Source organism: Saccharibacillus sp. O23 (assembly GCF_002205895.1).
Classification (GTDB): domain Bacteria; phylum Bacillota; class Bacilli; order Paenibacillales; family Paenibacillaceae; genus Saccharibacillus.
The window spans coordinates 489,023-515,266 of record NZ_NJDE01000002.1; the positions used below are offsets into that span (position 1 = coordinate 489,023).

Consider the following 26,244-nt stretch of genomic DNA (forward strand, 5'->3'; position numbering starts at 1 on the left):
CGAGTCGACGATCGGCAGCACGTCCAAGCCTCTTGATCGAATCGGGCATAAAAAAGACCTTCGAACCGTAACGGTTCGAAGGTCTTTACTTCTATTGGACGAGCGGAAGACCGCTTTACTGCCCGATCTTGCGTTCGCCGTCGTACGTCGCCAATACGCCGTACAGTTCCGGTCTGCGGTCGCGGAACACGCCCCATTCGATGCGGTCGATCTCCAGCTGATCCAGATCGAATTCGGCCGTCAGGACTTCTTCTTGATCGCGGCTCGCTTCGACGATCTTGTTGCCGCGAGGTCCCGCGATAAACGAAGAACCGTAGAAGTTGATCGACGAGTCTTCGTCGCTCTCCGGTCCGATCCGGTTCGACGCGATGACCGGAATCAGGTTGGATCCGGCATGACCGATCATGCAGGCCTGCCAGTGGTCTTTGGAATCGATCGAGCTGTCCTGCGGTTCCGAACCGATCGCGGTCGGGTACAGCAGGATCTCGGCGCCCATCAGCGCCATCGCGCGAGCGGCTTCCGGATACCATTGGTCCCAGCAGATGCCGACGCCGATCTTGCCGTAACGGGTATTCCAGACTTTGAAGCCGGTATCGCCCGGATTGAAGTAGAACTTCTCTTCGTAGCCCGGTCCGTCCGGAATATGGCTTTTGCGATACGTGCCGAGCACTTGGCCGTCCGCGTCGATCATCGCGAGCGCGTTGTAGCGCGCATAGTTTTTCTTTTCGTAAAAGCTGATCGGCAGCACGACTTGCAGTTCTTCGGCGATCTGCTTGAAATGGCGGATCGCTTTGTTGTTCTCCAACTCCGTCGCGTATTGATAATACTCCGCTTTTTCTTTCTGACAGAAATACGGCGTCTCGAACAGCTCTTGCAGCAGGATGACCTGCGCGCCTTCCGCGGCCGCTTTGCGCACGAGCGCTTCGGCTTTGCGAATATTATCGTCGATATCCCAAGTACAGCTCATCTGGGTTGCGGCTACTTTCACTTTTCTCATGGTAAAATATCCAGCTCCTCTCGATTGCGCATCTGCGGTATTCAAACTTCTATACGAATTACCCGTTCGCGGATCAACGACCCGCTGGGATCTGCTGCGTGGTACAATGCACGTTGCCGCCTTCGCGGATCACGGCCATGCCGTCGACGGTACGGATGCGGTAGTCGGGGAACGTTTCTTGCAGGACCTGCTCGGCCAGACGGTCCGTCTCCGCCGCCGCTCCACCGAATACCGGCAGAATGATGCCTCCGTTGACGAAATAGAAGTTCAAGTAGCTCAGCGTCAAACGGCTGCCTTCGTATTCGAGATACGGCGGCTGCTGGATCTTGACAATCTCCAATTTGCGTCCTCGGGCATCCGTCGCTTCTTCCAGAATCCGCAGGTTCTCCTGCGTGATGGCATAGTTCTCGTCGGCCGGGTCGTCGCAGACTTGAATGATCACTTTGCCCGGCGCCGCGAAGCAGGCCGCGTTGTCGACGTGACCGTCCGTCTCGTCGCCGGCGAGTCCGCGGTTCAGCCAGATGATCTTCTCGACGTTCGTGAAGTTCTTGACGTGTTCTTCGATCTCTTCGCGGCTCAGCGAAGGATTGCGGTTCTCGTTGAGCAGGCATTCTTCGGTCGTCAGCAGGGTGCCTTCGCCGTCGACATGGATCGAACCGCCTTCGAGTACCAGCTGCGCGTCGAAACGGCGCAGTCCGAGATGTTCCAGCACAGCAGGCGCGACCGCGTCGTCCAGATCCCAAGGAGAGTATTTGCCGCCCCAAGCGTTGAAGCCCCAATTGATGCCGGCGCGTTCGCCTTCTTCGTTCACGACGATCGTCGGACCGTTGTCGCGCAGCCAAGCATCGTTATGCGGGATCACGAGCAACTCGACCGAATGGCCGGCGAAGACCGGATGCAGACGCTCTACGTCTTCCGGATTCACGACGAGCGTGACCGGTTCGAATTCGGCGATCGCTTTGACCAGTTCGGCGTATCCGCCGCAAACTTCCTCGAAGTTGTTCGGGTAGACCATCGAAGCCTGAACCGGCCAAGACAGCATCGTTCGTTCGTGCGGCGCCCATTCGGCGGGCATTTTATAATGAAGATTTTTCGGATTCATGGTCAGTCGTCCCCTTGCTTGAAAAATAGAGTGCGGCATTCATAAAACTTCATGCGAAAGCGGCGAAAAAGCCCGGCAATCGTTCGCGAACACCATCATACAATAAGTTATACTACCCTTTCAACTCTTAATCAGAGGATTACGCTTTCCTGAAACGCACGCGCCTTAGATGCGGTTCCACCGGAGACTTCGTACATGCTTTAGGTACGAAATCTCAAGGAGCGTAACCTTACCTTTAGTGTTGACAAGGTACTAAGTTAATTCAAAGGTCGTTTGCGCGCGCCCGGGATCGACGGCGAACCGGCAGGACCAACAGCAGGTACGAGCTTAATGCGAGCAGCTCCGCGCAGCCGATCACGAGCCCCATCGGGAAAGCGGTCGTTCCGCTTCCGAGTCCGACCAGCGGACTGGCCGCCGCGCCGAGCAGCAGCGGCATCAAGCCGATCAAGGCCGACGCGCTCCCTGCCGTGCGAGGTTCTTGACTTTGCATCGCCAGCGAAGTGGTTGTCGCGGCAACCATTCCGACGCTCGCCACGATCAAGAACAACAGCGGAGCGATCGCCGGAAGTCCTCCGCCCGATCCGGTCACGACGGTCAGCGAGACGCCTGCTCCGAAAGCGATCAGCAGCCCGGTCACAAGAAGTCTGCTTTCGCCCGCGCGCTGCACCAGCCGCCCGGTGATCTGCGAGAACAGCACGATCCCGAGTCCGTTGACGGCGAAAAACAAACTGTAACCTTGCGGCGACACGCCGAACAGATCTTGAATAACGAACGGCGAACCCGCGATATACGCGAACATTCCGGCCATAACGAAAGCTTGGGACAGCGCGTATCCGACAAAAGCCCGATTGCCCAGCAGCTGTCCGAACGTGCGCAGCGTATCGCTTAACCCTCCCGACGAACGCCGTTCGCGCTCCAAAGTCTCGGGCAGACCCAGCATGACCGCGAGCAGCATCAGGCCGCCTATGGCGCACAGCACCGAGAATACGCCGCGCCAAGACACGACATTCAAGATCAAGCCGCCGAAGATCGGGGCAAGAATCGGCGCCAAGCCGTTCACCAGCATCAGCAGGGTGAAAAACTTGGTCAATTCGGTTCCGGCATACAGATCGCGAACGACGGCTCGCGAGATGACGATTCCGGCGGCCCCGGCCGCGCCTTGAATCAGTCTTAACGCGATCAGCAGCCAGATCGACGACGCGAACGCGCAGGCCAGAGAAGCAAGGGTGTACAAACAGAGCGCCACGATTAGCGGACCGCGACGTCCTCGAATATCGCTCAGCGGACCTGCGATCAATTGGCCGAGCGCCAAACCCAACAGGCAGGCGGTCAAACTGAGCTGCGCAAGAGAAGCGGTCGTTTCGAGATTCTGCGCGAGCGTAGGCAGCGCAGGCAGATACATGTCGATCGACAGCGGGCCGAACGCGGACAGCGAACCCAGAATCAGCACGAATTTCAGGCGTTCCCCGCGGCCGATCGGCGATCTGCCGGAGACGGATTGGGACATAGGGATTGCAGCTTCCTTTCTCGGACGAATAATCGAAATCCGGCGCGCGAACGCGCCGCAAGACACTAATCTTCGATTATCGGTCTTTCCCGCCCGAACGTCAATGGCGGCGCTCCCTTTTTTCGGTTCTTTGATTTTTTTGGTTTTCTATTGTGAATTTTTCATCATATAATTTATTTTCTGATTATCGATCCGGTTTTTTCTGCGCGGAGCGAACCTCTTCCACCAATCCTGCCCAAGCCGGAGCCGATCGCCCTGAAGGGTGCTTCCATTCTTGAAAAACGCGATCCAACGCTTCGATCTCCGCAAGCGATCCGTCGACCCACTGCGCGATCGGCATTCGATGATACAATCCGAGCAGTACGCGAAGCGTTTTTTGATAACGTCGGATCAGCTTCGCCTGCGCGGACGGCACAAGCGGGATCGAAGCGGCTTCCAGCCGATCGAATCCTTCTTCCATCGCTTCGATTACACGCCGAAGCAGTTTCTTGTCGCCGGCGAGCGCCCGAGCATTCCTGCCTCGGATCATGACGGCGGCGCTCAGCGGAACGATCGGAACGATATGGTTTTTCAGCCAAGCTTCGATATCGCCTTCTTCCGAGACCTTGTAGCGCGTTCCGGCAAAAGCTTCCCGAAGCAGCGGCATGAACGGAATCGTGCCTTCCGTCATTCCGGCGACCATCCGTCCGCCTCCGGTCAGAATCGAGACGATCCGCCCCTCTTCCTGACGGGTTCCCGCGCTGATCTGAAAAGCGAATGCCGTTTGCTGCTCGGGCCTGCCCAGCCGCCGAAACTCCGCCTGCGTTTGCCGGATATCCGGATTGTTGCCGACCATCACGAGATGTTCGCTGATATTGGCGGCCAACGCCGGCAGTATGGCCTCGATATCCGAATATTTCATCACGGTAAAGATCAGGTCGTAACGATCGCCCGGTTCCAGACTTCGAACCACGGCCGGCCGATCGACGGTCGTTCGCCGCTGCACGTAATGTCGGATGACCAGACCGTCCTGTTCAAGCTGCTCCGCTCGTCTGCCTCTCGCCAATATCGTCACTTCGTTTCCCGCTTGGATCAAGATGTGCGCTAACGCGCCGCCCAATACGCCTGCTCCGTATACCAGAATTTTCATCCTATCCGCTCCCTTTTTTCTTCTTGAAGTCTGCCTTTTATCAACGGGTGTTGATTCCTTGACAGTTGTTCAGTAACATAAAAATAGCAAGGAGATTTCGAAGCGGCAATCGCCGATATGCGCGCGGTTGTGGAGTTCTCGACATTTTCGACGAAATTGTTCAGCAAAGGAGAAGAAACCGATGGACCGACGCGTACGTAAAACGAGGGAGACCTTATTCGATACCTTGATTCAGCTGTTAAGGGAAAAAGAATTCGAGCGGATCACCATTCAGGAGATCGCGGATCGCGCGGACGTGAATCGCGGCACCGTCTATCTGCATTTCGAAGACAAATATGATCTGCTGAACCGATGCATCGACAGTTATCTCGTCCGGTTGAACGACAGCTGCCTGCCGATCGAACCTTCCGAGTCTCCGGAAGTCTCTCTGCTTCGGACGTTTCGCTATTTGGAAAACAGCGCGGATGTTTACAGCGTGCTGCTTCGCAGCGAAGGCGTGGCGGCTTTTCGCCTGCGGCTGTCCGAACTGCTGCGTCAAGGCGTGGAGGAACAGTTCGACCGGCTCGTCTCCGACGATCGCTTGAACAAAGAAATTTCGATTCAGTTCGTCACGACGGCGATCGTGGGACTGCTTGAATGGTGGGTCGCCCGTTCCATGCCTTATTCGGCGGAAGAGATGGTGCGGCAGCTGATGCTTCTGCTTGGGCCTTACGGGCTTGCGCAAGCCTCGCCGAACGCGGAAGCAGACTCCGCGGTCGCCGCGCGTCCGCTCTGATCGAAACCGCTCCGCCGCAAAAGAAGCGTACCGGCGGCTTGCTTTCGTTTTCCCGATTTCGGTATGCTTGAATTCAAGGTTCGCAGACAAGACTAAGACAAGAATGGAGAAGTGCAGAATGAACCAACCGAGATCCTGGTCAGGACGATTCCGAAGATTGTTCCTGAACAACAAATTTGTGCTATTTTTGTTCGTCGCGCTGCTTGTCGGCATCAACATTCTCGTCTTTTCCAAGATCACGTTCATCTTCCACCCGCTTCTGGTGCTGCTGAAGACGATCGTCCTGCCGATCATCCTGACCGGCGTGGTGTATTACCTGCTTAATCCGATCGTCGACTTCATGGAAAAGAAAAAGGTCAAGCGCGTGTATACCATTCTGGCGCTGTACATCCTGATTATCGGCATTCTGACGACGGTGATCACGCTGATCGTGCCGGTGATCCGCGAGCAGTTGCTCGGCTTTTTCGAGAATTTCCCGGCGTACAGCGAAACGATCCAGCGCGAATTCGAGAAATGGATCGGCAGCGACTTGGTCGCGCAGTTCCAATCGGCGACCAACCTGAACACGCAGGAAATCGTCAGCAAGATCTCCGAGCGGGCCACCACCATCCTCAACCATACGTGGTCGGGCATCGGCGGCGTGATCGGAGTCGTCAAAGAATTGGTATTGGCGATCGTCACCCTGCCGTTCATTCTGTTCTACCTGCTCAAAGACGGACACAAACTGCCGAAATACATTTTGAGCTTCATTCCGACGAAGCTGCGTCCGGGCACGTTGACCGTTCTGCAAGAAACGAACCACCAGATCAGCTCGTACATTCGCGGACAGATCATCGTCAGCATGTGCATCGGCGTGCTGCTCTATATCGGCTACCGGATCATCGGTCTGGAATATTCGCTCGTGCTCGCCATCGTGGCCGCATGTACGGCGATCGTACCGTATCTGGGACCCGCGATCGCGATTACGCCGGCGATCATCGTCGCTGCCGTCACTTCGCCGATCATGCTGCTCAAGATGGTCGTCGTCTGGACGGTGGTCCAGTTGGTCGAAGGCAAATTCATCTCGCCGCAGATCATGGGCAAATCGCTTAAGATCCATCCGATTACCATCATCTTCGTCATTCTGACGGCGGGCAATCTGTTCGGCGTCGCGGGCATTCTGCTTGCCGTGCCGGGTTACGCCGTGCTGAAAGTATTGGCCACGCATTTGTTCGATTGGTTCAAGATGCGTTCCCAGATGTACCTGTAACGATTGCGGATAGACCCGTACCGACGAACGATACGCAAAAAAAACCTCTGTTTCCGCGGATTGCGGCGACAGAGGTTTTTGCTATATCGCGACGAATCAGGTACGTCCCGTCCAATCGGCAGGCGCGATCTCGCGCCAACGGCGGCGGATCTCTTCGTAACGTTCTTGGTCGAGCGGTCCCGCTTCGAGCAGTTTGGCGTTCTGATGCCAACGATCCGGTTTCTGCGTGCCGACGATCGCCGTATGCACGCCCGGCGTCGACAACGTGAACCGCAGCGCCGTACCGATTGAATCGTCTTCGGACAAGAAGCCGTAAGCCAGATCGCGCAGCCGATTCCAATACGCGTAAGCGTATTCTTCCGGCTGCATCGTATCGAACAGCCATGCGGCATTGGCGATCGGCCGCTTGACCGTCACGCCCATTTCGCGTTTGATCGCTTCCGGCAGCGTCAGGTCGATCGCTTCCTGATCGGCGACATTGAGCGAAGTCTCGAGACTGTCGAACGCATCCGTGCGAATCGCGTAGAGCGCGTCCGTCGTATCGCCGCTGTAGCCGATAAAACGGGTCTTGCCTTCCTGTTTGGCACGCTGAAGGACCTCGATGACTTCGCCTCGGCGAAGCACCTCTTCCGAGCAGCTGTGCAGATGGATCATATCGACGTGATCGACTTTCAACCGTTGAAGACTGCGTTCGATCGTCGCCGTCAACGTACGCGGGTCCCAATCGGGTCCGTCGATCCCGGCGGCATGCCCGCATTTGGTGAACAGATAGAAATCGTCGCGCCGATGCGCGATCGACTTGCCGATCAGCTCTTCGCTGTCTCCGTAACATTCGGCCGTATCGATCACGTTCAAGCCTTCGTCGATCGCGCTGCCGAGCAGCTTGTCGACTTCCGCCTGCGAGACGCCGCTCCCGATCTCCGAACCTCCGAATCCGAGCACGCTGACTTCCATACCGGTCTTGCCATAGGTTCTTTTCTCCACTATAGATCCTCCTGTCGCAGCATTAAGTTCATGCATCCACTGACCCATTACCCGTTACGCGCGTCGAATCCATCAGAACAGGCGCTTTTTTTGTAAACGGATTCTTTTGTTTCGGCTCCGCTCCGTCAATTTTCGAAATATTGGCTCGGGTGGCCGTTGAACGGATGATGACGCTCCTTGTACGCGCCTACCGTATAAATGCCGATCGTCTGCCTCCAGAAACGCTGCGCCGGTTCGTTGTTTTTGAGCTGCGTCACTTTCCAACGTCCGCGGAAGCGTTCGAACAGCATGACCGCCGCTTTTCCGCCTACGCCGCGACGCCGAAACTTCTGAAGCACGAAAAATTCGACCATGTAATACGAAGGTTTGCGTCCGCCGTCGTCGGTCCGTTCGACCAGCGCCATACCGGCCGGCTCGCCGTCCGCGCGGATCAGAAACGGAAACTTTTGCTCGGGTTTGCTCCAAAATTCGTCCAAATCGGGGTAATCGGGAAAACGTCCGTTTTCGTCGGCGGCAATATCCAGGTAACGCGTAAAATCGTACAAGTAAAACTGAAGCAGATTCTCGATCACCGCCCGGCGCTGCACCGGTACAAGCTCTAATTCCACATTCGGCTCCATATTCTTCGGCTCCTTTTTCCGGCGCAACCTCGCTCCATATCGTGATGCCTATTCTCTTTATATGGTAATCCACCCAAGCCGCCTCGGCAACTTCCCTTTTCCGATTCGAATTCGGCCGCTTGCCTGCCTTGCCCGGCATTATGGTAAACTGGAACAAGAAAGCGTCGTGCCTCGGCTGCGGCGCATCAAGCAACCCAAAGGAGGATCGGCATGAGCATCCAAAAAACGATCGACCGCGCGCGTCTCGGCGAGAAACTTCCGGAGATGCCCGCTTACGTGCAGCAGTTCATCGATTACAAGCTGCCGGACCTTTCTCCGTCCACGCTGCTGGAGTATGTCCGGGATTACGAATCGTTCTTCAAGTGGCTGCTTGCCGAAGGTCTGTCCGACGGACCTGCGCTCAAAGACGTCACGCTGCAAGAACTGGAATCGCTGCGAATGGACAATATTACGGGCTATCGGCTCTATTTGACGACGCGCACGGAAGGGACCAACTCGCGCATCAGCGTTACCCGCAAGCTGTCCGCGCTCCGCTCTTTGTTCCATTATCTGAGCCAAATTGCCGAAGACGAACATTTCTACCCGCTGCTCAAGCGCAACGTCATGGCCAAAGTGGAGATCAAACGCACGAACAAACCCAAAGACACGGCCGCCAAGTTAAAAGGCAAAATTCTCGAAGAAGACGAGCTGACGGCGTTTATCGACTATATCCGCGAAGGATACGCTGCCGATATCGCAGGCAACAAACAGGCGCTCTACTCTCATGCCCGCAACAAGGAAAGAGACGCTTCGATCGCCAGTCTGATCCTGAATTCCGGCCTGCGCGTATCGGAAGTCGTGAATCTGAACCTCTCGGACCTCGACCTCGGCAACAAACTGCTGCATGTCATGCGCAAAGGCAATAACGACGAGACGTTCAAAACGCCCGTCTATTTCCGCGATCAGGCGCGTTTCGATCTGGAACGTTATCTGGCGCTGCGAGACAGCGGCTATGCCGCGCCCAAACGCGAGAAAGCTTTGTTCCTGACCGTTCCCAACGGGCAAAAAGAAGGCAAACGGATGACCAAGCGCGCGATTCAGGAAATGATCATCAAATACGCCAAACATTTCGGCAAACCGTATCTGACCGTTCATAAGCTGCGCCATTCGTTCGCTACCGATTATTATTTGCAAAACGACATCTATAAGACCAAAGAACAGCTCGGTCACGCGTCGACGGAAACGACCGAGATTTACGCCCATCTGACCGACAAGACCATGTCCGAAGCGATCGAACGACGAAACGGCGAAGAATGAACGTCCGGGTTCGCGTTTGCATGCCGTTCGCGCTTGAATGACGAAAAAAGGGAGAAACGGCCGTTTGCCGCTTCTCCCTTTTCTTGCACGATCGCCCGGTTCCGCTTCGCGCGGCCGGATCTGCCGCCGATCAGATCGACAAAGCCGCCGTAATGATCAACGCGCCCACGACATGCAGCGTACCCGCGAACAACCCGTGCGCCACGTTGCCGCGTTCCGTTCCTTCGTTGAGATTCAGACCGCCCCAACGGCGCAGCACGAATTCCACGGCGCTCTCCAGTACCAACAAGATCACGAACGATATAAAAGAAATGATCCACGCGTTGACGATGCTCGAAGAGCCTTCGAGCACATAGGTCAAGATGAAGCCTTGCGCGAATATTTTCATGACCAGTCGGATCGTAACGGCCAGATTGCCTTTTTTCAATTCCTGAAAATCTTTGTATTTCGTAAACAGCGAATCGATAAACATGAGCAGGGTCAGCAGTACCGCTCCGGAAAGCGTCCATACCGCGAGTCTTGCCAAATCCGAAAATTCCACTTTCCGTCCTCCTTATGCGCCGATTATGTAGGGGCCCGACCGCCTTTGCGCAGACGGCAGGCCGTAAAACCATGAAAAAGCGAAGGGAGCCGCCGCGTACACGCGTTCCCCTTCGCCCGGCTTCGTTCGCCGATTCGGCGCTTAAGCCTTAATCTTTTTTCTCGTACTGCTGCATGAGTGCGGCCAATTCGCTCTCGAGCGATTTGGCGGGTGCTACTCTTTCTTCTCGTACTGCTGCATGAGTGCGGCCAATTCGCTCTTGAGCGATTCGGCGGGTGTTACTCTTTCTTCTCGTACTGCTGCATGAGTGCGGCCAATTCGCTCTCGAGCGATTCGGCGGGTGTTACTCTTTCTTCTCGTACTGCTGCATGAGTGCGGCCAATTCGCTCTCAACCGCGCTGTTTTTGCCCAGTTCCGCGAATTCGTCGTCGAGCGATTTGCCTTTGGAAGACATCTCGTTGCTCGCTTCGGCTTGAGCTTCCATGTTGAGCATCTTCTCTTCCATGCGTTTGAGACCGGAAGTCGCGCTGTCGGAGTTGAAGCCGGACATCGTTTTGTTGATTTCCGTTTGCGCTTTGGCCGCGCTGTAGCGGGCAACCAGCGTATCGCGCTTGTTCTTCATCTCGGTGAGCTGCTTACGCATTTCTTCCAGTTTGCCGCGCAGGTTATCGGCAGCCGCTTTGTTCTGATCGAAGCTGTTTTTGTATTCGGTCATCTTCTGCTCGGCGGCGTTCTTCTCTTCGAGCGCGCGGCGGGCGAGATCGACGTTCTGGGCTTTCGCGGCCATATGCGCCTGCTCCGTGCGGCGGTTCACCAGCTCTTGCTGCTCTTCGTAGAGCTGTTTGAATTTTTTCTCGATCGCGATCTGCGCGGCGACGGCTTTCTCGGCGTCCGCCAGATCTTCCTGCATGTCGCGAATGTATTGATCGGTCAGCTTAACCGGATCTTCGGCCTTCTCGATCAGTGCATAAACGTTGGAAAGGGTCAGGTCTCGCAGTCTTTTGAAAACAGACATTCCGTTTGCCTCCTTGAGTGGATTATAAAATCTTGATGTCAACCATTACCCTATCTTTTACGGAAGTCGACAAGAAGGGTTTCATTCGGTCGGATAATTTATGAAAATTAATTCGCACTCGATGCGCGCAAAGCTTCTTCGAGCCGCTTCGACGCGATGGCGGAGACTTCGGCGATCTGTTCCGCCGTGATGCCGTCGTAATGGATGCCCATCACGACGGTCACGGTCCGGCGCAGAGACTCGGCGGCCCTGCGCGCGGCAGGTTCGCTCAACAGAGCCTCTTTATGGCCGGGCAGCGAGGTCGTTTCGACGACGATCGCGCCGTCTTCGAAGTAAGCCGTGGATACCGCGCCGATATGCGCTTCTCCGCCCCGCACGACGAACAACGTGTCCTTTCCGATCTCTTGGCGCTCTACCGTAAGGTCTTCGGGCGTAAACGGATAAGCCGGCCGTTCGAATCCGACAGGTTCGACCCGATTGTCGAAGATCGATTCGCGAGAAGTCATAAGCCGCGTCCTCCTTACAAAATGCCGCGAATTTCGTTCAAATCGGCAATGCCTTCTTCGATCATGAAGCGTTCGACGCCTTCGACCAAATCGGCTCCGGCCTGCCAATTGACGAAATTGTAAGTGCCGATCTGCACGGCTTCCGCTCCGGCCATGATGAATTCGATGAGGTCTTCCGCGCTGGAGACGCCTCCCATGCCGACGACCGGAATCGTTACCCGTTTGCAGACTTGATGCACCATTCTCAACGCGACCGGCTTCACGGCGGGACCGGACAATCCGGCATAGAGATTGTCGAACACGCTGCGGCGCTTGCGCGCATCGATCTTCATGCCGGACAGCGTGTTGATCAGCGAGACGGCTTCCGCGCCTTCTTCTTCGCACATCTGCGCCATATCGGCGATATCTTCCGCGTTCGGTGACAGCTTGACCATCAGCGGCAGCGTCGTGGCGGCACGTACTTCCCGTACCACTTCGCGCGCCACGCACGTCTTGATGCCGTAGGCCATGCCGCCGGCTTTGACGTTCGGGCAGGAGATGTTCAGCTCGATCATGTCGACCGCGCGGCGTCCCCGAGCTTGGCGGCGGTTCGAGTCTTCGTCGATCAGACGCGCGCCTTCTACGTAATCCTGTACCGTCCCCCCGCCCAGATTGACGATCCGCACCGTGTCCAGCGTTTCCCAGAACGCGCATTCTTCTTCCAGGAAAGCCGGAATTCCGGGATTCTCCAATCCGACGCTGTTGAGCATGCCCGAAGGCGTCTCGTAGACGCGAATGCCGGGATTGCCCGGACGGGGATGCAGCGTGACGCCTTTGCCCGAGATGCCTCCGAGTCTGGACAGATCGTACAGCTTGCCGTACTCTTTGCCGAAGCCGAACGTGCCCGAAGCCATCACTACCGGATTTTTGAACGTAACGCCGCCGATGCGGCAAGTTGTATTCAAATGGGTCTCGATCATGCCAGCACCACCTCTTCCGCGCGAAAAACGGGACCGTCGCTGCACGCTTTTTTGCGTCCGTTCTCGCAGCCTACGCTGCATACGAGGCAGGCTCCGATTCCGCAGGCCATCCGGTTCTCAAGCGACACGTAGACGGCCGCTTTTCCCGCAGACATCGCGCTTTTGATCTGCGCCGCGCGCAGCATCGGCTCCGGTCCGCAGACAAATACGGTATCGTAAGCGTCGAAATCGACCAGATCGAGCACTCTGCCGCCGCAATCGATCGTCACCGGATGCCCGATCGAACGGAATTCGTATTCTTCGTAAACTTCGACGCTGTATCCCAGATACAGATCGGCCTGTTCCAGATGTCTCGCGGCATAAAAAAGAGGCGCAACGCCGATGCCGCCTCCCACGAGCGCGGTGCGGCCTGCCGCCGCCGGGAATCCGTTGCCGAGCGGACCGAGCAGCGTCACGTCTTCGCCCGCCTGCATCCGCGACAGCAGCTCCGTTCCTTCGCCCGCCACTTTATATAGAAACTTCACGCCTTGTTCGTCCTGATCGTAAACGCTTAGAGGACGCGACAACAGCGGATAACTTTCCCAACCCCGCACCATAAAAAACTGACCCGCCTTCGCTTCGAAACGACCTGCCGCATGCATCACGTAAATCCCTTCGGCCACACGCCGATTAGAAATGATTGTCGCCATTCGATCCTCCCCATAGTCCTGACTTGCGCATATCTTGTCCATGATGCCTCGAGGCAAGATCATGCGCTATGACATGAGTCACGAAGAGCACGAATCATCCGGAATCGCGAAAGAAAAAGTCCGCCTGCCGCGCTGCTTGAGCGCGGAGGCGGGCCGAATTTCGAAGCCGGGCATCCTACCGGCTCGAATGCGTTCGCGGGATCAAGACGCGATCCGCGCGAACGGCGAAGTCTTCATGAAGTCTTTATTTCGAAGCGCGATAGCCTCGGCGATACGGCTCGATCACCGGCAAGCTTCCGTTCAATTCGCGGGAAGCGTGCACGGCCCAATACGGATCGCGCAGCATGGCGCGGCCGATCGCGACCAGCTCGGCGCGGCCTTCGGCCACGACGCGCTGCGCGTCTTCGTATTCGTCGAGCATGCCGACGGCGATTACCGGCACGCCCAACGCTTCGCGCACCTGCTCCGCGATGCCGACCTGATAGCCGGGACCGGCTCCCGGCCCGCCTCCGGAGCCTACCGGGCCTTCGCCGCCCGTCGAGACGTGGAAGATCTCCGCTCCGGCGTCGCGATAGCGGCGGAACACGTCCGCGATGCTGTCGACGTCGTAGCCTCCGTCCACGTATTCCGCCGCCGAGACGCGGATCAGCACCGGCATATCCGCCGGGACTTCGGCGCGTACGGCGCGGATGACTTCCTCGCCGAACAAGGCGAGATCCTGTCCGTACCGGTCTTCGCGTTTGTTGGTCAGCGGCGAATGGAACTGATGGATCAGATAACCGTGCGCGCCGTGGATCTCGACGGTATCGAAACCGGCCGCGATCGCCCGGCGCGCGGCTTCGCCGTACAAGCGAACCGTTTCTTCGACTTCTTCGGTCGTCAGCGCTCTCGGCGTCCGGTAATTCTCGTCGAACGCGATCGCCGACGGAGCGACCGGCGGCTGCGCGTCCTGCGCTTTGCGGCCGGCATGGCCGAGTTGAATCGCGGCTTTGGCTCCGTAGCGGTGAATGCCGTCCACGATCTTTTTCCAAGCCGGAATCATGTCGTCGCTCCAGATCCCCGTGTCGCGGTTGGTGATCCGGCCGTCGGGATGGATGCCCGACATCTCGACGATGATGAATCCGGTTCCGCCGACCGCGCGGCTGACGTAATGCACGTCATGCCATTCGTTCGGCACGCCGTCTTCCGCGTCCACCGAATATTGGCACATCGGCGGCATCACGATCCGGTTCGGCAGCTTCAACCCTTTATATTCGAAGGGAGTAAACAAATCGGTCATTTTTCTCATTCTCCTTCCGTTTCCCAACAATCTATCCTTTCGTAACCGCAAGCGTTTTTTATTATACACGGTTTTGCGCGTTCGCAAAATCGCAAAAGACCCGCGCAGCCGGCTCGGAGCCGATTGCGCGGGTCTTGAGATCGTTTAGTCCTGATCGCTGCGCGGTTCGCGTTCGTCGAACGGATAACCGAAAAACGTGAATCTGCGGCGCCCGCCCCACTCGCGTCCGTGTCCGTCGTGAGGCCCTTTCATGCCGTCTTGACGGAAACGGCCGCCGGGACCGAATCCGCGGCGCCCGCCCGGTCCGCCGGGGCCGAACGGAGGACGCGGGCCGCCCATGCGTTCCCAGAATTCCCGAGGATCGCGTCCGCGGAAGTCGTCGCCTTCCGTCTGTTTGCGAAGTTCGGCGATCAGACGGTTCAGGTATTCGCCGAACTGCGCCCGTTCTTCTTCCGTGAAGCCGTCGAACAGCTTGTCGCCTTCCTGCTGCCGTTCTTCGGCCTGCTGCGCGGCCTCGGCTCCGGCCGGAGTCAGCTTGACGTTCATGACGCGGCGATCGTTCTCCGACGGTTCGCGTTCGATAAAGCCGCTGCGTTCCAGCTTCACGAGCAGTTCGCCCAACGACTGATTCCGCATATTCAGCAGGAACGTCAATTCTTTCTGCGTGATCTCCGGTTTGAGTTTCAGCAGAGCCAGCACGCGTCCTTGTCCGCGATGCGGATCGCCCCAATGCTCCTGATTCCTGCGGATATGATGTTGGTATCTATGCATCAGCGCCATGACCTGAAACAGCTGTCTCGTCAGACCTTCGCCCGGCAGTTCGTCTTCTTGTTCTTCGCGATCGTAAGGTCGCTCTCCGCCCGAGAATTGTCGCTCTTGATCAGATCCTTGATCGGATGGTTGATTTTCTTCCCGGCCTGCTTGATCGACTCTCTCTTGTTCGCTGCCTTCGTACTCCGAATGTTCGTTCATCGTCAAAGCCTCCTTTTATTCAGGCGCCTTACTATCAGGTACCTTGTTTCCTATCATAAAGGTACCTGATCATTTTTGCAACTCCTTTTTTTAGGCATGCAAAAAACCTCGGACCGAAAGGTCCGAGGTTCGTTCGAAGCTTATAACACTTTGCCCAGAAAATCTTGGGTGCGCGCGTTTTTCGGCGCTCCGAATACTTGATCCGGCGTGCCTTCTTCCACGATCACGCCGCCGTCCATGAAGATGATGCGGTCGCCGACTTCGCGAGCGAAGCCCATTTCGTGGGTGACGATCACCATCGTCATGCCGTCTTCCGCCAGCTTTTTCATGACGTCGAGCACTTCGCCGACCATCTCCGGGTCCAGCGCCGAAGTCGGTTCGTCGAACAGCATCACGTGGGGCTGCATCGCCAAAGCACGCACGATCGCGATCCGCTGCTTCTGGCCGCCCGACAATTGGGCCGGATAGGCATTTTTCTTATCGGCCAGGCCGACCGATTGCAGCAGCGTTTCGGCGCGCTTGTCCGCTTCCGATCTGGAAACGTTCTGGAGCTTGATCGGCGCGAGCGTGATATTTTCCAGCACCGTCTTATGCGGGAACAGATTGAACTGTTGGAAGACCATGCCCATCTTCTCGCGGGTCTTGTCGATATTGTGTTTCTTGTCCGTGATCGGCTGGCCTTCGAACAGGATTTCCCCGCCCGTCACGTCTTCCAGCCGGTTCAAGCAGCGCAGGAACGTACTTTTGCCCGAGCCGCTCGGCCCGATGACGACCACGACTTCGCCCTGCTTGATTTCGGCATCGATCCCGCGCAGGACCTGATTTTTGCCGAACGATTTTTGCAGATTTTTAACGGTTATCACCGGCGCTCAACCTCCGTTCGAATACATTCAGCAGCTTGGACAGAATCAACGTCATGATCAGATAGATGCCGGCCGCGATCACCAGCGGATACAGACCGGAATAGGTCAGCGTACGCACGGCGTTGGCTTGGAACATCAGATCGGCGACCCCGATAAACGAAACGATCGACGATTCTTTGATAATGACGACGAATTCGTTGCCGATCGCCGGCAGGACGCTTTTGATCGCCTGCGGAATGATGATGGTGCGCATCGCCATGCCGCGCGGCATGCCGAGCGAACGCGCCGCTTCCATTTGTCCTTTGTCGACGCCCTGAATGCCCGCGCGGAAGATCTCCGCCAGATAAGCCGAGCTGTTGATCGACAAGGTGATGATACCGGATTGCAGCACCGTGAACTTGATATCGAACGCGGTCGCGATGCCGTAATGAATAATGAGGAGCTGTACCAGCATCGGCGTGCCGCGCAGCACTTCGGTGTACGCGACGGCGATCCATTTGAGGATCTTGACGCCCGACAATCTCAGCAGCGCGATCAGCAGTCCGATCAGGAAACCGAACAACACGCCCAGAGCGGACAGCAGCAGCGTGTACTTCACGCCGTCGGCGTAGAAGCCGCGGTATTTCCAGAAGAACGAGAAAATGTTGCTCGGCGCGGTCTCGCCGCTGTTCATCTCGTTCGCCTGCTGGATATAGCCGTCGACGGCTTTTTCGGCGTTCAGGCGAGTCAGCGTCTTATTGATCTCGGCGACCAATTCCGTATTGCCTTTGGCGACGGCGATCGCCATCGGCGTATCGCTGTCTTCCGGCACGGCGTCGGCGATGGCCAGACCTTTGCGGTTCTTGACCTGCGCTTCGGCTACCGGTCCTTCGAACACGGCCACGTTGACGCGTCCCGAAGTCAGTTGGCTGACGACGTCGGAGATGCTTTTGACCGACGTGACTTTGGCGTTCGGAATGCCGTTGGCGATCTCTTCTTGGATCGATCCGCTCTGCACGCCGATCGTTTCGCCGTCGAGAGCCGCCATCGTTTTGTATTTATCGGCGTCTTCGGCACGGGTGAGAATAACCTGTCTCGACGTATAATACAGATCCGAGAAATCGACGTTCTGGCGACGTTCGTCGGTCGGGGTCATCCCCGAGATGATCATGTCGATCCGTCCGCTTTGCAGCGCCGGGATCAAACTGTCGAACGCGATATCTTCGATCTTCAATTGCGCGCCCATATCGGCCGCGATTTGTTCGGCGATCATGACGTCGGAACCGACGATCTTGCTCTTGCCGTCTACCGTGATCCGGAATTCGTAAGGCGCGAAGTCCGCACTCAGTCCGACGGTGATCGTTTTCTGCCCGTCCGTGCCCGATGCACTCTCGGCGGATGCCTGTCCGTAACCCGGATGGATCGCCAGCAGCAGCATGAGCAGGGCCAGCATCGTGAATGCGATTTTTTTCAGTCTAAACAATGCCCTCTCTCCACTTCTCCAATAAAATGACAAGTCATCATTATAAAACGATACTCATATTTATACAACACAATTGTCCGTTTGTCGCGTACTTTTTTCAAGTTCACAAAGTTGTTCCAATCGTCACAAACCCGCGCCCGCATTGAAAACGTTTCGCTTGCATGATAGACTTTGTCTCGAAATGACAAGAAGCAAGGAGCGTTCGCAACCATGAATAATAAACAACGCCTGATCGCGGAGATCGAGGCCAATGCCGCGGAATTGAAAGAAATCGCGATCTATATCGCGCAAAATCCGGAACTGGGCAACGAAGAATTCAAAGCTTCCGCCCGCCTCAAACGTTCGCTGGCCGAACACGGATTCGAAGTCGAAGCGCCCGTCCTCGGCATAGAGACAGCGTTTATCGGAACGTTCCGCTCGGACAAACCCGGCCCTACGATCGCTCTGCTGTGCGAATACGACGCGCTTCCCGAGATCGGTCACGCCTGCGGGCATCATCTGATCTGCACGATGAGCTTGGGCGCGGCGATCGGACTCCAAGAGACCGTCCGCGAGCTCGGCGGCACGCTGCGCGTCTACGGCACGCCGGCCGAAGAAACGCGCGGCGCCAAAGTCACGATGGCCGATGCCGGCTTGTTCGACGATTGCGACTTCGCGCTGATGGCCCATCCTTATTACGCGTTCCAGAAATCGGGCAGCGCGCTGGCGATGGACGCGGTTCAATACGAATTCTACGGCAAGGCGTCCCATGCGGCGGCCAGCCCCGAATCCGGAGTCAACGCGCTCGACGCCGTGCTGATGCTGTTTAACGGAATCAACGCGCTGCGGCAGCAGACGCGCATGGACGCGCGCCTTCACGGCATCGTTAACCACGGCGGAGTAGCGGCGAACATCATTCCCGACTATGCTTCCGCGCAGTTCTATATCCGCTCGGCGGATCGCCCTTACACGGACGAATTGGTCGGCAAAGTGCGCCGGATCGCCGAAGGCGCCGCGCTGCAGACCGGCTGCGAAGTCAAGATCTCGAATTACGAGTATTCGTACGACGAACTGATCACCAACGAAACGCTGTCCGAGACGTTCACCCGCAATTTGATCGAAGCCGGCATCGATCCTGCGGCGATTCAAGCGCCGGAAAACGGCGGTTCCGCCGACGTCGGGAACGTGTCGACCCGCTGCCCGGCGATCCATCCTTACGTGCAGGTCGTTTACGAACGCCATGAACTGCACAGCGTAGGGTTCCGCGATCTCGCCCAACAAGACGCCGCGTACGACGCGATGGTCTTCGGAGCGAAAATACTGGCGGGTACCGCTTACGATACGCTGACCGTGCCCGGACTCCTCGAACAGGTACGCGAGGAATTCATGCGAAACGCTTATCGTCTTCCCGCCGCCGCTTCTGCTCCGCGAACGTAAACGCAATCGATTCGTTCCAGCCCGTCCCCGCCTTCCGCGAGGACGGGTTTCTTGTCGAAGCAAGGGTTTCAGCAATCGCTTTTAAAGGGTAATAACGTCCATCTTTTTCGCGGCTGGGTAACTTTGCAAGATCTGGATCGGTCATGCCGATCTGTTGAAAAGGGGCGATTCGTCATGTTTCGGGAAGCCATGTATCACGTGCCGCGCGACAAGTGGGCCTACTCCTACGACCTTCACACCATCCATCTTCGTTTCCGCACGAAAAAAAACGACGTCGACCGGGTCACGGCATTGACCGGCGATAAATACGATTGGAGCCGCACTTATTTCGAGGTGGAATTGGAGAAAGCCGCCACCGACGAATATTTCGACTATTGGGAAGGTCCGGTACGTCCCAAATTCAAACGCGTGGCTTACGTGTTCCGTCTGACTTCGGGCAGCGAGACGCTGTTCAAAGCCGACAACGAATTCCATGACGGGTTTCCGACGCCTACCGGCGGATTCTACGAGTTCCCTTATATCCATGCCGTCGATTTGTTCGCGGCTCCGGATTGGGCCAAAAAGGCGATCTTCTATCAGATCATGCCCGACCGTTTCGCCAACGGCGATCCGTCGAACGATCCGCCGGGCGCGCTTCCTTGGGGCGGACAGCCGACTCTGACCGACTATTTCGGCGGCGATCTTCAAGGCGTGCTCGACCGTCTGGGTTATCTCTCGGATCTCGGGATCAACGCCATCTATTTCACGCCGATCTTCACCGCCAACTCTTACCATAAATACGATACGGTCGATTACAAAACGATCGATCCGCATCTGGGCGACGGCGTCCTGCTCAAACGGCTCGTCGAAGCCTGCCACGAAAAAGGCATTCGCGTCATTCTCGATGCGGTATTCAATCATTGCAGCGACCAGTTTCCTCCGTTCCGCGACGTCGTCGCGAAAGGGCCTTATTCGCTTTACGCGGATTGGTTCCATGTTAACGAATTTCCGCTCGCTATCCAAGACGGCATCCCTACCTACGACACCTTCGGCTTCTATGCCAATATGCCGAAATTCAATACCGCCAACGAAGAAGTCCGCAAATATCTGCTCGGCGTGGCGCAGTATTGGATCAAAGAAATCGGCGTCGACGGATGGAGATTGGACGTCGCGGACGAAGTCGATCACCATTTCTGGCGCGAATTCCGCAGCGTGGTCAAAAAAGCCAAGCCCGACGCGTATCTGGTCGGCGAAGTCTGGAGCGATTCGTTGTCTTGGCTGATGGGCGACCAATTCGATTCGGTGATGAATTACCCGTTCTCCGACAAAGTACTGGCGTTCTTCGGCGGCGGCATGGACGGCTATCAATTCTCCAGCCATATGAGCAGCCTGCTGATGCGCTACCCGCAGCAGACGAACGAAGTGGTATTCAACATGCTGTGCAGCCACGATACGCCCCGCCTGCTCACGAGGCTCGGCGGAGACAAACGCAAGCTGAAGCTTGCGATCGTGTTCCTGTTCACTTATATGGGCACGCCCTGCATTTTCTACGGCGACGAAGTCGGCCTGCAAGGCGGCGCCGATCCCGACTGCCGCAAATGCATGGAATGGGACGAAGAACGGCAGGATCGGGATCTGTACGATTTCTATCGTCTGATGATCTCGCTTCGCAAAAGCAATCCGGCGCTGCGCGGCGGCCGCTTCCGTTTCCTGATGGCGGAACCGGGCACGCCCTGTATTATCTACGAACGAATCGACGAGCTGATCCACTATACGATCTGGATGAACAACACGGATCGCCCGATTATTTTGTCCCATCCGATGGAGACCGACGACTGGCGGGACACGATGACCAAGCAGCAGATCCCCACTTCCGGAGGACTGCTTTCTATTCCGCTCGATGCCTACGGTTATCGAATCCTTTACCGGAATCTCCAAAAATGAAGCGCTTTCTTACAAGTATATTACAGCCGTTTTCGCCTGCCGCAATCCGGTTATTTCTCCTTAGGCATTCAAGCAAATAACCGCGAGGCGGAAGGAGGCGGACCGACATGTTCTTTGTGGTCTCGATGTCGGCCATCGTGCTGTCGGTACTGGCGACGTTAAGATGGATCGACCGGGGTTCGGTCAAAACCGGCTTGAAAACGGCGTTGTTTATGTTGGTGTATTATTTCAGTCCGTTCTGAGCGGTGGCTTCCTCGGAAGAATGGACTCGGGCGCTGCGGGGCGGAAAGGGGTTCCGATCGCGTGTTGAAATCCGATTTCTTGATTATAACGCTGGGCTGCGGTAGAAATCGGATTTCAAAGGCGAACGCTTCGCTTCTTCACTCCCTTTCCGCCCCTCCGCTGTGTCCATCGAGGGCAGGGCGCCCAAACTGAAATAAGTTCGGGTGGGTGAAGAGCGGAACAAGAAGGACGGCTGCTCCTGCGGGAGCGGCCGTCCTTTTGGCGCAAGGGTTGAGTGCGGCTTTGCCGGCACTGGGTAGAGCGCGAGCGCGGCTTCGCCGACGCTGGGTAGAGCGTGAGTGCGGCTTCGCCGGCACTGGGTAGAGCGTGAGCGCGGCTTCGCCGACGCTGAAGGTCAAAGGCTGAACACTTACCGATTCGGGCAGCGGGTTATTTTCGCCAAAAAGTCGTGCACTCCGCTTTATCGGCGATATTGAATTCGATGATTTCTTTCAATAGCTCGTAATCGACGGGTACTTTCCACGGAATCCGGAACAATTGATTGGTATGCGTATAACCGGCCTGCACGACCTTGCTGGCGAAACGTTCGATCACGGGCATCTCGGGGGCTACCGACATATGCGCTTTAGCCGTGCTGAACGCGATGATGAAGGTCTCGTGATCGGTGAACATCGGCTGATTCCAAGCGATTCGCATCCCCAGATTCGGGAATGTGTCGTGCACCCAATTCAAGATATTCTCCAGACGTTCTTTTTGCAGCGGATCGTCGATCTTCTCCAAATACTCGGCAAACGCTTCGGTCGGCTTGGTCGCCATACGTTTCGTCCTCCTCCGGAAATTCGAATTTTCGCGAACTTTTGTTCCCTTTCCATTTTGAAGGCTGAATCCTTTTTTGACAAGCTTTTTCGACGAGAAAAAGACCGGCAGCGCAAGGCTGCCGGTCTTTCTGTGCGGCTGCGCCGCTTTTAAGATCAAGCGCGAAGCTGCTCGTAGATTTGCAGATATTCTTTGGCCGAAGCGAGCCAACTGAAATCTTCGCTCATGCCGTTCTGCACGATCTTTTTCCAATGCGCGTCTTCGTTGTAGAAGGCCAGCGCCCGGCGAATCGTATGCAGCATATCGTGCGCGTTATACGAAGCGAAGCTGAAGCCGTTGCCTTCTCCGGTATATTCGTTGTACGCGTGAACGGTATCGTTCAGTCCCCCCGTCTCGCGCACGATCGGCACGCTGCCGTAACGCATGGCGAGCAGTTGGCTGATGCCGCACGGTTCGAACATCGAAGGCATCAGGAACATATCGCTGGCCGCATAGATATTGCGCGACAGCGCTTCGCTGAAGCGGATCTGCACCGACAATTGGTTCGAATGGCGGTAAGCCGCTTGACGGAACCATTCTTCGTACGAAGCTTCTCCGGTTCCGAGCACCACGACCTGAACGTCGTTGCCGTAGAGCAGCTCGTCCAGCACGCGAACCACGAGATCCAAGCCTTTGGGTTCCACGAGACGCGAGACGATGCCGATCATCGGCGTTTTGACGTTGACGGGCAGACCGAGTTCCGCTTGAAGCGCCGTTTTGTTTTCGCGTTTTTTGGCGATGCTGCTCTTATAACGCGTAGCCAGCGATTTATCCGTGTTCGGATTATAGCTCTTGGTGTCGATACCGTTGACGATGCCGGTCAGTTTGTCGCCGATCGAAGACAGCAGTCCGTCGAGTCCGTAGCCGTAGTAAGCCGTACGGATCTCGTGGGCATAAGTCGGGCTGACGGTGGTGACTTTGCCGGAATAGACGATGCCCGCTTTCATGAAGTTGACGTTGCCGTAATACTCGGCGCCGCCATCCGTGAAATGCCGATTGTCCAGACCGAGCAGCTCGCCGAACACGGCATACGGAAATACGCCTTGATAGAGCAGGTTATGGATCGTGTAGACCGTCTGGATATTATCGTAAAAAGGATCGTGCGCGTATTTGTCTTGAAGCAGCAGCGGAATCATCCCCGTATGCCAATCGTGGCAGTGGATAACGTCCGGTTTGAATCCGATCTCCGGCAGGATCTCGAGCACGGCTTTGTTGAAGAACGCGAAACGTTCGCCGTCGTCCCCGTAACCGTACACGCCGTCGCGACCGAAATAGAACTCGTTGTCGACGAAATAGACCGGAATGCCGTCGTCGTCGTATTCTTCGATCCCGCAGTACTGGCTGCGCCAGCCGAGCTGTACATGGGTTACGCCTTTATGGGTCATTTTTTCTTTGTAGGCATCCGGGATGCCTTTGTATTTCGGCATGACGACGCGGATATCCGCCCCTGCTTGCTTAAGCGCTCTGGGCAAAGCTCCGATCACATCGGCCAGACCGCCCGTTTTCATGAATGGCGCCGCTTCCGCGGCCGCGAACAGTAATTTCATTTCGCTTTCCCCTTTCGTACGGCTTTCGGAGCTTCGGCTTCCGGCTGCTGAGCAGCTTCGGCTTTGCCGACCGATTTGGCCGCCGCTTTCTTTTTGGCTTTGGGCAGTTCCTGCCCGATCGGTTCTGCTTGAATCTCGGCTTTCTTTTTCGCTTTAGGCGCGGATTTGGCCGTTTTGGCTTGTGCGGTCACGCCCAGCGTTTCGGCGGAACGGCCGCTTTTTTTCAAGATGATCATGCCGAGCGCCGGCAGTTTCAAGGACAAGTTGTAATCCCGTCCGTGCCATTGGCCTTTTTCGGCGCGAAGCGGACCTTCGTTGAGTCGTCCTTCGCCGCCGAAGCGCGAATCGTCGCTGTTGAACGCTTCCCGATAAGCCCCCGGCTTATCCACGCCGATCCGGTAATCTTCGTAAGCGATCGGCCGGAAGTTGATCAGGATCATCAGCGTATCGCCGGACTTTTTGCCTTTTCTCATGAACGAAATCACGCTCTGATCGGAATCGGACGCGCTGATCCACTCGTACCCGTCCCAATCGTGATCGATCTCCCAAAGCGCTTTTTCTTGCAGGTAGAAATGGTTGAGCGCCGCGGTATACGCCTGCATCTTCCGGTGCGCCTCGTAATCCAGCAGAAGCCAATCGAGCTGTTCCTCGTCTTTCCATTCGATGAACTGGCCGAACTCTCCTCCCATGAAGAGCAATTTTTTGCCCGGATGCGTGATCTGGTACCCGAGCAGCAGGCGAAGACCCGCAAACTTCTCTTCGTACGTTCCCGGCATCTTGTCGAGCAGCGACTTCTTCCCGTGAACGACTTCGTCATGCGACAGCGGCAGAACGAAATTCTCCGAATGGGCGTACATGAGCGGGAAAGTCAGCAGATTATGCAGACTCGGCCGTTCGTCGAACCAAGTTTCCACGTATTTGAGCGTATCGTTCATCCATCCCATATTCCATTTGTAGTTGAACCCGAGTCCGCCTTCATGGGCCGGAGCCGTGACCATGGGCCAAGCGCTCGACTCTTCCGCCGCCATGATCGCGTTCGGATGGTACCGGAACACGGTGCTGTTCAGTTTGCGCAAAAATTCGATGGCATCGACGTTCTCGACGCCGCCGTGACGGTTAGGCCGCCATTGATGGCGCTGTTTCTCGAAATCGAGGCGCAGCATGCTGGTAACCGCATCGATCCGCAGTCCGTCGAAATGGAACTCCTCCAACCAATAGAGAGCGCTGGAGATCAGGAACGATTGCACTTCCGGTTTGCCGAAATCGAACGAGAGCGTTCCCCAGCCCGGCTTCTCGGCCAACATCGGATCGGCATACTCGTAAAGCGGCGTTCCGTCGAATTGGCGAAGGCCGTGCGCGTCTTTGGCGAAATGTCCGGGCACCCAATCGAGCAGCACGCCAATGTCAGCTTGGTGGCAGCGATCGATCAAATACATGAGATCTTTCGCTTCGCCGTAGCGGCTGGTAGGGGCGAAATATCCCGTTGCTTGGTAGCCCCATGACAGATCGTAAGGGTATTCCGTCAAAGGCATAAATTCCAAATGCGTATAGCCCATTTCTTTGGCATAAGGGATCAGCAGGTCCGCCAATTCCCGATATGTATAAAAAGATCCGTCTTCTTTCTGTCTCCATGTCCCGATCTGAAGCTCGTAAATGTTGACCGGCTTCGCATAAGGCGCGCGGCGTTTTCTTCGCCAAGCCTGATCGCCCCATTCGTACCCTTCGATCGAGCCGACGCGCGAAGCGGTGTCCGGTCTGACTTCCGCGTACACGCCGTACGGATCGGCTTTGAGCAGCCGTTCGCCGCCCGAAGATTCGATCGCGTATTTATAGAGATCGCCGTAAGAGACGCCTTCGACGAAAGCGCTCCATACGCCGCCCGAATCCGGTATAAGCTCAAGCGGGTCGCGGGTTCCGTCCCAATGATTCCGATCCATCGCCACGCCGACCGAGACCGCTTGGGGCGCCCATACCGTAAATCTGACGCCTTCTCGCCCGTTCTCGGTTGCCAAGTGAGCGCCGAACATGCGATAGCTGTGAAAAAAAGTACCTTCGTGGAACAAATAAATGTCTTCCTTCGACAAAGACGTTGTCCCCATCTTCGGCTGTTTGGCCATTCCCTTCACTCTCCCTTTACGCGCTCTTGCTCGCTAATTCTCTTTATTTACACGCATCAATATGCTTATTACCCGCAAGCAAGGGACGTGAATAACGCCAGTCTAAAAATATTCACAAAAATTGCAACTCATTTCCTTTTTTCATGGTTTCAAAGCTTGCTTCTTCCGTTTAATCATATATCATGTTGAATTAAAACT

The 26,244-nt window shown here is 56.3% G+C and carries 24 protein-coding genes; 6 read left to right on the forward strand and 18 right to left on the reverse strand.

Annotated elements, in window-relative coordinates:
* Positions 1-115: 115 nt before the first annotated feature.
* The 4 genes from aguB to CDO73_RS03765 all read right to left on the reverse strand — a co-directional run bounded on the left by aguB (position 116) and on the right by CDO73_RS03765 (position 4,735).
* Positions 116-997 carry an N-carbamoylputrescine amidase gene (gene aguB, locus CDO73_RS03750; RefSeq protein WP_088487142.1) on the reverse strand — a complete coding sequence of 294 codons (882 nt, stop codon included), beginning with the start codon at positions 995-997 and terminating at the stop codon, positions 116-118.
* A 73-nt stretch (positions 998-1,070) separates the two neighbouring features.
* Complete coding sequence (locus CDO73_RS03755) at positions 1,071-2,099, reverse strand: agmatine deiminase family protein (RefSeq protein ID WP_088487143.1); 1,029 nt, start codon at positions 2,097-2,099, stop codon at positions 1,071-1,073.
* A 262-nt stretch (positions 2,100-2,361) separates the two neighbouring features.
* Positions 2,362-3,606: a multidrug effflux MFS transporter gene (locus CDO73_RS03760; RefSeq protein WP_088487144.1), complete on the reverse strand. Its 1,245-nt coding sequence runs from the start codon at positions 3,604-3,606 to the stop codon at positions 2,362-2,364.
* Between the two features lie 184 nt (positions 3,607-3,790).
* On the reverse strand, positions 3,791-4,735 hold the full coding sequence (locus CDO73_RS03765; protein WP_088487145.1) for a ketopantoate reductase family protein: 945 nt from the start codon (positions 4,733-4,735) through the stop codon (positions 3,791-3,793).
* 181 nt (positions 4,736-4,916) lie between these two features.
* Here CDO73_RS03765 and CDO73_RS03770 point away from each other — a divergent pair, with 181 nt between their 5' ends.
* Entirely contained in the window at positions 4,917-5,510 is a 594-nt protein-coding gene (locus tag CDO73_RS03770) for a TetR/AcrR family transcriptional regulator (protein ID WP_088487146.1), read from the forward strand.
* 118 nt (positions 5,511-5,628) lie between these two features.
* Positions 5,629-6,759, forward strand: coding sequence for an AI-2E family transporter (locus CDO73_RS03775; protein ID WP_088487147.1), 1,131 nt, complete (start codon positions 5,629-5,631; stop codon positions 6,757-6,759).
* Between the two features lie 96 nt (positions 6,760-6,855).
* Here the strand turns inward: CDO73_RS03775 and CDO73_RS03780 are convergent, their stop codons facing one another.
* Both CDO73_RS03780 and CDO73_RS03785 read right to left on the reverse strand, forming a co-directional pair.
* A complete protein-coding gene (locus CDO73_RS03780) occupies positions 6,856-7,743 on the reverse strand; it encodes an aldo/keto reductase (RefSeq protein WP_088487148.1) in 888 nt (295 codons plus the stop codon).
* A 125-nt stretch (positions 7,744-7,868) separates the two neighbouring features.
* Entirely contained in the window at positions 7,869-8,363 is a 495-nt protein-coding gene (locus CDO73_RS03785) for a GNAT family N-acetyltransferase (protein WP_088487149.1), read from the reverse strand.
* 210 nt (positions 8,364-8,573) lie between these two features.
* On the opposite strand from CDO73_RS03785, the gene xerS reads away from it, so the two are divergent.
* On the forward strand, positions 8,574-9,659 hold the full coding sequence (gene xerS / locus CDO73_RS03790) for a tyrosine recombinase XerS (protein WP_088487150.1): 1,086 nt from the start codon (positions 8,574-8,576) through the stop codon (positions 9,657-9,659).
* Positions 9,660-9,789: 130 nt separating this feature from the next.
* Here the strand turns inward: xerS and CDO73_RS03795 are convergent, their stop codons facing one another.
* From CDO73_RS03795 to CDO73_RS03835, 9 genes are all read right to left on the reverse strand, one after another.
* A complete protein-coding gene (locus tag CDO73_RS03795) occupies positions 9,790-10,200 on the reverse strand; it encodes a DUF350 domain-containing protein (RefSeq protein WP_088487151.1) in 411 nt (136 codons plus the stop codon).
* A gap of 343 nt (positions 10,201-10,543) precedes the next feature.
* The gene (locus CDO73_RS03800) at positions 10,544-11,215 is read right to left on the reverse strand and encodes a PspA/IM30 family protein (protein WP_087797326.1); all 672 of its coding nucleotides are present in this window, start codon (positions 11,213-11,215) and stop codon (positions 10,544-10,546) included.
* 107 nt (positions 11,216-11,322) lie between these two features.
* Positions 11,323-11,721, reverse strand: a complete 399-nt coding sequence (lpdD, locus tag CDO73_RS03805; protein WP_256972543.1) for a prenylated flavin chaperone LpdD — start codon at positions 11,719-11,721, stop codon at positions 11,323-11,325.
* Positions 11,722-11,735: 14 nt separating this feature from the next.
* Positions 11,736-12,680: a dihydroorotate dehydrogenase gene (locus tag CDO73_RS03810; protein WP_088487152.1), complete on the reverse strand. Its 945-nt coding sequence runs from the start codon at positions 12,678-12,680 to the stop codon at positions 11,736-11,738.
* Positions 12,677-13,369: a dihydroorotate dehydrogenase electron transfer subunit gene (locus CDO73_RS03815; RefSeq protein WP_088487153.1), complete on the reverse strand. Its 693-nt coding sequence runs from the start codon at positions 13,367-13,369 to the stop codon at positions 12,677-12,679. Before CDO73_RS03815 ends, CDO73_RS03810 begins: the two co-directional genes overlap by 4 nt.
* Before the next feature lie 244 nt (positions 13,370-13,613).
* Positions 13,614-14,648: an NADH:flavin oxidoreductase/NADH oxidase gene (locus CDO73_RS03820; protein ID WP_088487154.1), complete on the reverse strand. Its 1,035-nt coding sequence runs from the start codon at positions 14,646-14,648 to the stop codon at positions 13,614-13,616.
* Between the two features lie 144 nt (positions 14,649-14,792).
* On the reverse strand, positions 14,793-15,620 hold the full coding sequence (locus tag CDO73_RS03825) for a MarR family winged helix-turn-helix transcriptional regulator (protein WP_256972544.1): 828 nt from the start codon (positions 15,618-15,620) through the stop codon (positions 14,793-14,795).
* Between the two features lie 140 nt (positions 15,621-15,760).
* Complete coding sequence (locus tag CDO73_RS03830; protein ID WP_088487155.1) at positions 15,761-16,483, reverse strand: amino acid ABC transporter ATP-binding protein; 723 nt, start codon at positions 16,481-16,483, stop codon at positions 15,761-15,763.
* Positions 16,470-17,945: an ABC transporter substrate-binding protein/permease gene (locus tag CDO73_RS03835; RefSeq protein ID WP_088487156.1), complete on the reverse strand. Its 1,476-nt coding sequence runs from the start codon at positions 17,943-17,945 to the stop codon at positions 16,470-16,472. Before CDO73_RS03835 ends, CDO73_RS03830 begins: the two co-directional genes overlap by 14 nt.
* Positions 17,946-18,155: 210 nt before the next feature.
* On the opposite strand from CDO73_RS03835, the gene CDO73_RS03840 reads away from it, so the two are divergent.
* The 3 genes from CDO73_RS03840 to CDO73_RS27105 all read left to right on the forward strand — a co-directional run bounded on the left by CDO73_RS03840 (position 18,156) and on the right by CDO73_RS27105 (position 21,526).
* Positions 18,156-19,361: a M20 family metallopeptidase gene (locus CDO73_RS03840; protein WP_088487157.1), complete on the forward strand. Its 1,206-nt coding sequence runs from the start codon at positions 18,156-18,158 to the stop codon at positions 19,359-19,361.
* Positions 19,362-19,535: 174 nt separating this feature from the next.
* The gene (locus CDO73_RS03845) at positions 19,536-21,284 is read left to right on the forward strand and encodes an alpha-glycosidase (RefSeq protein WP_088487158.1); all 1,749 of its coding nucleotides are present in this window, start codon (positions 19,536-19,538) and stop codon (positions 21,282-21,284) included.
* A gap of 107 nt (positions 21,285-21,391) precedes the next feature.
* Entirely contained in the window at positions 21,392-21,526 is a 135-nt protein-coding gene (locus CDO73_RS27105; RefSeq protein WP_256972545.1) for a hypothetical protein, read from the forward strand.
* Positions 21,527-21,956: 430 nt separating this feature from the next.
* Here CDO73_RS27105 and CDO73_RS03850 read toward each other — a convergent pair whose 3' ends face one another.
* The 3 genes from CDO73_RS03850 to glgB form a co-directional block, all read right to left on the reverse strand.
* A complete protein-coding gene (locus tag CDO73_RS03850; protein ID WP_088487159.1) occupies positions 21,957-22,343 on the reverse strand; it encodes an iron chaperone in 387 nt (128 codons plus the stop codon).
* Between the two features lie 155 nt (positions 22,344-22,498).
* On the reverse strand, positions 22,499-23,929 hold the full coding sequence (glgA, locus tag CDO73_RS03855; protein ID WP_088487160.1) for a glycogen synthase GlgA: 1,431 nt from the start codon (positions 23,927-23,929) through the stop codon (positions 22,499-22,501).
* A complete protein-coding gene (gene glgB / locus CDO73_RS03860) occupies positions 23,926-26,046 on the reverse strand; it encodes a 1,4-alpha-glucan branching protein GlgB (RefSeq protein ID WP_256972546.1) in 2,121 nt (706 codons plus the stop codon). Before glgB ends, glgA begins: the two co-directional genes overlap by 4 nt.
* Between the last annotated feature and the right edge of the window lie 198 nt (positions 26,047-26,244).